Origin of the sequence: Cellulosimicrobium composti, assembly GCF_009711085.1 — a bacterium.
Taxonomy (GTDB): Bacteria; Actinomycetota; Actinomycetes; order Actinomycetales; family Cellulomonadaceae; genus Cellulosimicrobium; species Cellulosimicrobium composti.
Map to the genome: position 1 here is coordinate 1 of NZ_WMKA01000083.1, position 8174 is coordinate 8174.

Sequence of the window (8174 nt, forward strand, 5' to 3'; positions counted from 1 at the left end):
CGAGGCGGGCGGGCGCCGTCGGGCGGACGAGCACGCCGGCCGTGCACACGAGCCACGCGAGGAGCGCGCCGCCCGCGCCGGCGAGCGCGCGCGGTCCGAGGTCGGCGAGGGCCGGGGCGCCCGCCAGGCCCGCGCCCGCGGCGAAGACGACGATCGTCGCACCGGGCGGTCCCGTGCGCAGGAGCAGGCAGAACGCCGTGGCCCCCGCGGCGAGGAGCGCGACGGCGGCGGTCGTCACGAGCGCGGGGGCGCCCGCGGCGGCCAGGAGCGTGAAGACCGCGATGGTGCCGGTCATGAGCGCGCCGACGGCCGCGAGGAGCGCGGCCCGCCGCCGGTACGGGTCGTAGCGGCCGTAGAGCGACGTGAGCGCGCCGAGGGAGGCGAACGCCGCGAGGTCGGGGCGGCCGAGGAGGCCCGGCACCGCGAGGGCGAGCGCCACGGCGGCGCCGCAGCGCAGCGCCGCGGCGAGCGTCGCGTCGGCGGGGCTCACGCGCAGGGCGGCGCGCAGGTGGGCGGGGTCGAGGACGTCCTGGGCGGCGGCGCGTACGGGCGCGAGCGGGTGGTCCGGGGCGGGGAGGGGCATCGAGGCACCAGCCTACCGGTGTTTTCACGATGTTTCACTGGTGAACTACTGTGAGCCCCGCCCTATCCTGGGCGCGTGGACTACGTCGACCGCGTGCGCGCGGAGTGGGCTGAGCAGCGTCCGGACCTCGACACCGCGTCGTCGGCGGTCGGGGCCCGGTTGCGGCGCGTCGCGGCGCTGCTCGAGGCGGCGCTCGAGCGCTCCGCGGCACGCCACGACGTCTCGCGCGCGGAGTTCGACGTGCTCGCGGCGCTGCGCCGCGCCGGGCGGCCGCTGCGCGCCGGGGAGGTCACGACGATGACCGGCGCCCCCGGCGCGTCGATCACCAAGCGCCTCGACCGGCTCGAGCGCGCCGGCCTCGTGGAGCGCACCGTCGCGGAGCGCGACCGCCGCGGCGTCCTCGTCGCCCTCACCCACGCGGGGACCGCGCTCGTCGACGAGGTCTTCCCGCAGCAGCTCGAGCGCGAGCGGGCGGCGCTCGTCGACCTCGACGACGCCGAGCGCGCCGAGCTCGCGCGCCTGCTCGCCGTCGTCCTGCGTCGCCTCGACCCCGTCGACCACTGACGACGGAGGCCGGGCGGAGCGGTCGTGCCGCCCCGCCCGGCCCCGGCCGGTGGGTTCTCAGGCCTGCGGCGGGCGCGTCATCGAGAGCACGTCCAGCGCCTCGTCGAGCTGCGCCTCGGTGACCTCGCCGCGCTCGACGAAGCCGAGGTCGATCACGGCCTGGCGGACCGTCACGCCCTCCGCGACGGAGTGCTTCGCGACCTTCGCCGCGGCCTCGTAGCCGATCACGCGGTTGAGGGGCGTGACGATCGACGGCGAGGACTCGGCGAGCGCGAGCGCCCTCTCCACGTTCGCCGTGATGCCCGCGACCGTCTTGTCCGCGAGCACGCGCGACGCGTTCGCGAGGAGGCGGATCGACTCGAGCACGCCCTGCGCGATGACGGGGATCTGCACGTTGAGCTCGAACGAGCCCGACGCGCCGGCCCACGCGACGGTGGCGTCGTTGCCGATGACGCGCGCGGCGACCATGAGCACGGCCTCCGGCACGACGGGGTTCACCTTGCCCGGCATGATCGAGCTGCCCGGCTGCAGGTCCGGGATGAAGATCTCGCCGAGCCCCGTGTTCGGGCCCGATCCCATCCAGCGCAGGTCGTTGCAGATCTTCGTGATCGACACGGCGATCGTGCGCAGCGCGCCGGAGAGCTCGACGAGCCCGTCGCGCGAGGACTGCGCCTCGAAGTGGTCGCGCGCCTCCGTCAGCGGCAGGCCCGTGTCCTCGACGAGCAGGGCGATGACGCGCTGGGGGAACCCGGCGGGCGTGTTGATGCCGGTGCCGACGGCCGTGCCGCCGAGCGGGACTTCCGCGGCGCGGGGGAGCGCCGACTCCAGCCGCTCGATGCCGTAGCGGATCGCCGCAGCGTACCCGCCGAACTCCTGGCCGAGCGTCACGGGCGTGGCGTCCATGAGGTGGGTGCGCCCCGACTTCACCACGGTCGCGAACTCCGCCGACCTGGCCTCGAGCGCCTCGGCCAGGTGGCCGAGCGCGGGCACGAGGTCGCGCACGACCCCGGCCGTGGCGGCGACGTGCACCGACGTGGGGAACACGTCGTTCGACGACTGCGAGGCGTTGACGTGGTCGTTCGGGTGCACGTCGCGACCGAGCGAGCGCGTCGCGAGCGTCGCGAGGACCTCGTTCGTGTTCATGTTCGACGACGTGCCCGAGCCCGTCTGGTAGACGTCCACGGGGAAGTGCGCGTCGTGCACGCCCGAGGCGACCTCGTCCGCGGCGGCGACGATCGCGGCGGCGACGTCCTCGTCGAGCACGCCGAGCTCGGCGTTGGCGCGCGCGGCGGCCTTCTTCACGCGCGCGAGCGCCTCGATGTGGCCGCGCTCGAGCGGGGTCCCCGAGATGGGGAAGTTCTCCACCGCACGCTGCGTCTGGGCGCGGTACAGGGCGTGGGCGGGGACCCGCACCTCGCCCATGGTGTCGTGCTCGATGCGGTACTCGGTCGTGGGTGCGGCCTCGCCGGCGGCGGCGTCGGAAGCCTCGGGAGTTGCAGTCATGGGGCCATCCTGCCGCACCGCGCGCGGGCTGCCGCAACTCGCGTGAGCCGCGTCACGCCGCGGCCGCGGCGGTGCGCCGCGCCGCGGCCGGCGAGGGCGTCAGGCGTCGCCGACGGGCGCCTCGCCGACGTCGCCCACGACGTCGACCAGGCGCGCACGACCCTCCGCGAAGTCGTACTCGACGCCGACGATCGCGCACCGCCCCTCGGCGACCGCGGCGGCCAGCCCGGCCGAGTAGGAGTGGAGCATGTCGACCGTGTTGCGCACGTGCTCGCGCCGCAGGACGTCCGGGTCGATGCTCTCCAGGGAGCCGTTGCCCGCCCCGGTGATCTTGGCGATCGACGGGATGACGCGGTCGACGACGGCGCGCACGAACCCGTCGGCCTGCGCGCCCGTCGTGAGCGTCTCGACCGCGGCGCCCACGGCGCCGCACGAGTCGTGGCCGAGCACCACGACGAGCGGCGCCGACAGCACCTCGACGCCGTACTCGATCGAGCCGAGCACCGTGGTGTCCACGACGTGCCCCGCGGTGCGCACGACGAACATGTCGCCGAGGCCCTGGTCGAAGATGATCTCCGCCGCGACGCGCGAGTCCGAGCACCCGAACAGCACCGTGTGGGGGTGCTGCGCCGCCGACGTCTCGCGCCGTCGGTCCGCGCCCTGCGACGGGTGCAGGGGGGCGTCGGCGACGAAGCGGTCGTTGCCGGTCCGGAGCGTGGCCCACGCCTCGGCGGGCGTGAGCGTGCGGGGGGACGCGGTGGTGCGGGGAGCGGTCATGGCCTCCATCATCGCGCAGCGTCCGGTCCCGCGACGTGCCCGTTCGCATGGCGGGCCGCCCGGGAGAGGTGTAGCCATAGGGAAGACGCCCCGGTGACGGGGAGGCCGCGACCGAGGGGAGCTGACGTGCGTCGACGCACCCGAGCGCTCGCCGTCCTGGTCGCCGCCGGGCTCGTGGCGCCGCTCGCGGCGTGCGGTCCGGGCGACGACGGGACGCCGGTGCTCACGTGGTACATCAACCCGGACAACGGCGGCCAGGCCGACATCGCGGCCTCGTGCACCGACGCCGCCGACGGCGCGTACCGGATCGAGACGCAGCTCCTGCCGCGCGACGCCGCGTCGCAGCGCGAGCAGCTCGCGCGCCGCCTCGCGGCCAAGGACTCGTCGATCGACATCATGAGCCTCGACCCGGTGTTCATCGCGGAGTTCGCCGAGGCCGACTTCCTCGCCCCCGTGCCCGACGACGTCGCCGACGCGACGACGAAGGACGTGGTGCAGGGAGCGATCGACGCTTCGTCGTGGAAGGACGAGCTCGTCGCGATCCCGTTCTGGGCGAACACCCAGCTCCTCTGGTACCGCTCGTCGGTCGCCGAGGCCGCGGGGCTCGACATGTCGAAGCCCGTCACGTGGGAGCAGATCATGCAGGCGGCGCAGGACCAGGACAAGCTCCTCGCCGTCCAGGGCGCCAAGGCCGAGTCGCTCACCGTGTGGATCAACGCGCTCGTCGAGGGCGCGGGCGGCCACATCATCGACAACCCCGAGGCGCCGGCCGACGAGGTGGAGCTCGGGCTCGACACCGACGCCGGGAGGGCCGCCGCGCAGATCATCGGCGACATCGGCACGTCCGGCGTCGGCGGCGCCGGGCTGCCGAGCGAGGACGAGCCCGCGTCGCTCACGGTCTTCCAGGGCGACCGCGGGTCCTTCATGGTCAACTGGCCGTTCGTCTGGTCCTCCACGCAGGGCGCGGTCGAGGCCGGGTCGCTCGACCAGTCCCTCCTCGACGACATCGGGTGGGCCCTGTACCCGCAGACGGTCGAGGGCTCCGACGCGCGCCCGCCGTACGGCGGCATCTCGCTCGGGATCGGCGCCTTCGGCAAGCACACCGACCTCGCCTACGAGGCCGCGCAGTGCATCGTCAGCCCGGACAACCAGGCCGAGTACTTCGTCACCAACGGCAACCCGGCCGCGAGCATCGAGGCGTACGAGGACCCGGACGTCCAGAAGGCGTTCCCCATGTACGACGTCATCCGCGACTCGCTCGACCAGGCGGCGCCGCGACCGCAGACCCCGTTCTACAACGAGGTCTCCACGGGCCTCCAGCAGACGTGGTACCCGCCCGCGGACGTGAACCCCGACTCCACGCCGCCGGCGTCCACCGAGTTCATCACCGCCGTCCTGCAAGGGGAGCGACTCCTGTGAACGCGCAGACCGGACCCGCCGCCGAGCCCCCGACGCACGGCCGGCACGCCGCGCCGTCGACCACCGAGGACCGCCCCACGGACCGCGCGCCGCGCGACGACGCCCGACGCGGGGCGCCCGACGCCGAGGCGAGGGCCGCGCGCAGCGACCGCGCCCGCGCCGAGGCCCGCCTCGGGTGGTACCTCGCGGGTCCGGCGTTCGTCGTCATGCTCGCCGTGACGCTGTACCCGATCCTCCAGGCGGTCTACGACTCGCTGTTCAACTACAAGCTCACCGCGCCCGACGACCGGTCCTTCGTCGGGCTGAACAACTACGTCGTCATCCTCACGGACCCGGTGTGGTGGCAGGCGCTGTGGGTCACGCTCCTCATCACGGTCATCACGGTCGCCATCGAGCTCGTCCTGGGCTTCGCGCTCGCGCTCGTCATGCACCGCGCGATCAAGCGCCTGCGCGGGCTCCTGCGCACCGCGATCCTCGTGCCCTACGGCATCATCACCGTCGTCTCGGCGTTCGCGTGGTTCTACGCGTTCGACATCACGTCCGGGTACGTCAACCACTGGTTCGACTGGGTGCCCGGGATCGGGCCCGACCTCAACTGGTTCGCGCAGCAGGGCACGAGCCTGGTCGTCATCATCGCGTCCGAGGTCTGGAAGACGACGCCGTTCATCTCGCTCCTGCTGCTCGCCGGCCTCGCGCAGGTGCCGGGCGACCTCGAGGAGGCCGCGAAGGTCGACGGCGCGACCGCCTGGCAGCGTTTCGCCCGGGTCATCGTGCCGAACATGAAGGCCGCGATCCTCGTCGCCGTGCTGTTCCGCGCGCTCGACGCGTTCCGCATCTTCGACAACGTCTTCATCATGACGAACGGCGCGAACGGGACCGAGGTGCTGTCGCTGCTCGCCTACCGCACCTCGATCGGCCAGCTCCAGATCGGCATGGGCTCGGCCATCTCCGTGCTGCTGTTCCTGTGCGTCGTGCTCATCTGCTTCGTCGCGATCAAGCTCTTCAAGGTGGATCTCGCCGGCGCGAGAGGGGAGAAGTGATGGGCAGCGTCCTCAGCACCAGGGCCAAGGTCTGGTGGGCCGTCATCACGGTCGTCGTCCTCGTCGGCGCGCTGTTCCCCGTGGTGTCGATCTTCATGACGAGCTTCAAGGCGTCGAGCGACATCAACTCCGGGACGTTCCTGCCGCCCCGCTGGAGCACGGAGAACTACGAGCAGATCCTCGCGAGCGGGGGGTCGGCGCAGGAGCTGTTCCTGTCCGCGCTGCGCAACTCGATCGGCATCTCGCTCATCGCGACCGTCATCGCGGTGGTCCTCGCGACGCTGTGCGCCTACGCGATCGCGCGCCTCGACTTCCCGGGCAAGCGCCTCATCCTCACGACCGCGCTGGGCGTCTCGATCTTCCCCGTGGTCTCGATCGTCACGCCCCTGTTCAACCTGTGGCGCAACATCGGCCTCTACGACACGTGGCCCGGCCTCATCATCCCGTACCTGTCGCTCACGCTCCCGATCTCCATCTGGACCCTCTCGGCGTTCTTCCGCCAGATCCCGTGGGAGCTCGAGCAGGCGGCGCAGGTCGACGGCGCGACGCCGTGGCAGGCGTTCCGCAAGGCGATCGTCCCGCTCGCCGCGCCGGGCGTGTTCACGACGGCGCTCATCGCGTTCTTCATCGCGTGGAACGACTTCGTGTACGGCATCTCGCTCACGTCGACGAGCGCCGCCCGCCCGGTGCCCGCGGCCCTCGCGTTCTTCACCGGCGCCTCCTACTTCGAGGAGCCGACCGGGGCGATCTCCGCCGCCGCCGTCGTCGTGACGATCCCCGTCGTCGTGCTCGTCGTGCTGTTCCAGCGCCAGATCGTCTCCGGCCTGACCCAGGGGGCGGTGAAGGGATGAGCACGCCGCCCCGGTCCCGACCCGCCCCCGACCGCACGCCGGCCCGCGCCGCCGCGCCCCGAGCACGCCGAACCCGAGGAGAGAGCTGATGGCGTCGATCACCCTCAAGGACATCGTCAAGCGCTACGGCGACGGGTTCCTCGCGGTCGACCGCGTGAACCTCGACATCGCCGACGGCGAGTTCGTCATCCTCGTCGGGCCGTCCGGCTCGGGGAAGTCGACGGTCCTGCGCATGATCGTGGGGCTCGAGGACATCACGTCCGGCGACCTCGAGATCGACGGCGTGCGGGTCAACGAGAAGGCGCCGCGCGAGCGCGACCTCGCGATGGTGTTCCAGAACTACGCGCTGTACCCGCACCTCACGGTCGCGGAGAACATCGCGTTCCCGCTGCGGCTCGCCAAGGGCAAGCACAGCGAGGAGGAGATCCGCGAGAAGATCGAGCACGCGGCCGACATGCTCGACCTGCGCGAGCACCTCGACCGCAAGCCCGCGAACCTCTCGGGCGGTCAGCGCCAGCGCGTCGCGATGGGTCGCGCGATCGTCCGCGACGCGAAGGCGTTCCTCTTCGACGAGCCGCTGTCCAACCTCGACGCGAAGCTGCGCGGCCAGACGCGCACCGAGATCGCGCGCCTGCAGCGCCGGCTCGGCACGACCACGGTCTACGTGACGCACGACCAGACCGAGGCCATGACGCTCGGCGACCGCGTCGCGGTCCTGCGCCGCGGCGTCCTCCAGCAGGTCGCGAGCCCGCGCGGCCTGTACGAGCAGCCCGTCAACCTGTTCGTCGCCGGCTTCATCGGCACGCCGCCCATGAACTTCCTGCCCGGCGAGGTGAAGGACGGGCGGATCACGCTGCCGTTCGGGGAGTTCGACATGCCCGAGAGCATCACGAAGGCCGTCGGCGACCGCGGGCTCGTGATCGTCGGGCTGCGGCCCGAGCACTTCGAGGACGCGCGGCTCGTCGACCCGTCGAAGAAGGACCGCGGGCACACGTTCGAGGCGCAGATCGACGTCACGGAGTGGCTCGGCGCCGAGCTGTACGCGTACGTGCCGTTCGACATGCACGAGTCGGTCAAGGGCCAGCTCGAGGAGCTGGACCGCGAGCTCGACGGCGAGGGCCTGCGCACGCAGTTCGTCGTCGCGCTCGACTCGGCCTCGCGCGTGCGTGACGGCGACACGACCGACCTGTGGTTCGACCCCACGAAGATGATGATCTTCGACCCGGAGACGAGCGAGAACCTCACGCGCGACGAGGACGAGGCCGCGCGGATCGAGGAGGAGAACGCCGAGGACCGCAAGCGGTCGCTCGAGCGCGCGCAGAAGCAGGACGCCCAGGTCTGACGCAGGGCTCGGCCGCCCGGGCGCGTGCCCGGGCGGCCGAGCCGCGCGCGGCCTCCGGAGCGGCGGCCGCGCCGCGCCCGGCTCAGGCGGGGGCG

The 8174-nt window shown here is 72.8% G+C and carries 7 protein-coding genes and 1 pseudogene; 5 read left to right on the plus strand and 3 right to left on the minus strand.

What is annotated here, in order from left to right; all coding sequences use genetic code 11:
* Positions 1-583 (minus strand): annotated as a pseudogene (locus tag GJV82_RS18815) (hypothetical protein); the annotation flags it as partial.
* Between the two features lie 75 nt (positions 584-658).
* On the opposite strand from GJV82_RS18815, the gene GJV82_RS18820 reads away from it, so the two are divergent.
* Positions 659-1147, plus strand: a complete 489-nt coding sequence (locus tag GJV82_RS18820) for a MarR family winged helix-turn-helix transcriptional regulator (protein WP_318657836.1) — start codon at positions 659-661, stop codon at positions 1145-1147.
* Between the two features lie 57 nt (positions 1148-1204).
* On the opposite strand, the gene GJV82_RS18825 is transcribed toward GJV82_RS18820, so the two are convergent.
* On the minus strand, positions 1205-2650 hold the full coding sequence (locus GJV82_RS18825; protein ID WP_155100282.1) for a class II fumarate hydratase: 1446 nt from the start codon (positions 2648-2650) through the stop codon (positions 1205-1207).
* Between the two features lie 99 nt (positions 2651-2749).
* Positions 2750-3427: a carbonic anhydrase gene (locus GJV82_RS18830; RefSeq protein ID WP_024841094.1), complete on the minus strand. Its 678-nt coding sequence runs from the start codon at positions 3425-3427 to the stop codon at positions 2750-2752.
* Positions 3428-3553: 126 nt separating this feature from the next.
* Between GJV82_RS18830 and GJV82_RS18835 the strand changes: the two genes are divergently transcribed.
* From GJV82_RS18835 to GJV82_RS18850, 4 genes are all read left to right on the plus strand, one after another.
* A complete protein-coding gene (locus GJV82_RS18835; protein WP_318657837.1) occupies positions 3554-4846 on the plus strand; it encodes a sugar ABC transporter substrate-binding protein in 1293 nt (430 codons plus the stop codon).
* The gene (locus tag GJV82_RS18840; RefSeq protein ID WP_318657838.1) at positions 4843-5886 is read left to right on the plus strand and encodes a carbohydrate ABC transporter permease; all 1044 of its coding nucleotides are present in this window, start codon (positions 4843-4845) and stop codon (positions 5884-5886) included. Before GJV82_RS18835 ends, GJV82_RS18840 begins: the two co-directional genes overlap by 4 nt.
* Positions 5886-6737: a carbohydrate ABC transporter permease gene (locus GJV82_RS18845; protein ID WP_155100283.1), complete on the plus strand. Its 852-nt coding sequence runs from the start codon at positions 5886-5888 to the stop codon at positions 6735-6737. The genes GJV82_RS18840 and GJV82_RS18845 overlap by 1 nt, the downstream gene beginning before the upstream one ends.
* Positions 6738-6825: 88 nt before the next feature.
* A complete protein-coding gene (locus GJV82_RS18850; protein ID WP_155100284.1) occupies positions 6826-8079 on the plus strand; it encodes an ABC transporter ATP-binding protein in 1254 nt (417 codons plus the stop codon).
* Positions 8080-8174 lie beyond the last annotated feature (95 nt).

What these genes read in the sequence shown, in the direction of transcription:
- GJV82_RS18825 (WP_155100282.1), bottom strand. Translation starts at nt 2,650, where the DNA reads ATGACTGCAACTCCCGAGGCTTCCGACGCCGCCGCCGGCGAGGCCGCA.
- GJV82_RS18830 (WP_024841094.1), bottom strand. Translation starts at nt 3,427, where the DNA reads ATGACCGCTCCCCGCACCACCGCGTCCCCCCGCACGCTCACGCCCGCC.
- GJV82_RS18845 (WP_155100283.1), top strand. Translation starts at nt 5,886, where the DNA reads ATGGGCAGCGTCCTCAGCACCAGGGCCAAGGTCTGGTGGGCCGTCATC.
- GJV82_RS18850 (WP_155100284.1), top strand. Translation starts at nt 6,826, where the DNA reads ATGGCGTCGATCACCCTCAAGGACATCGTCAAGCGCTACGGCGACGGG.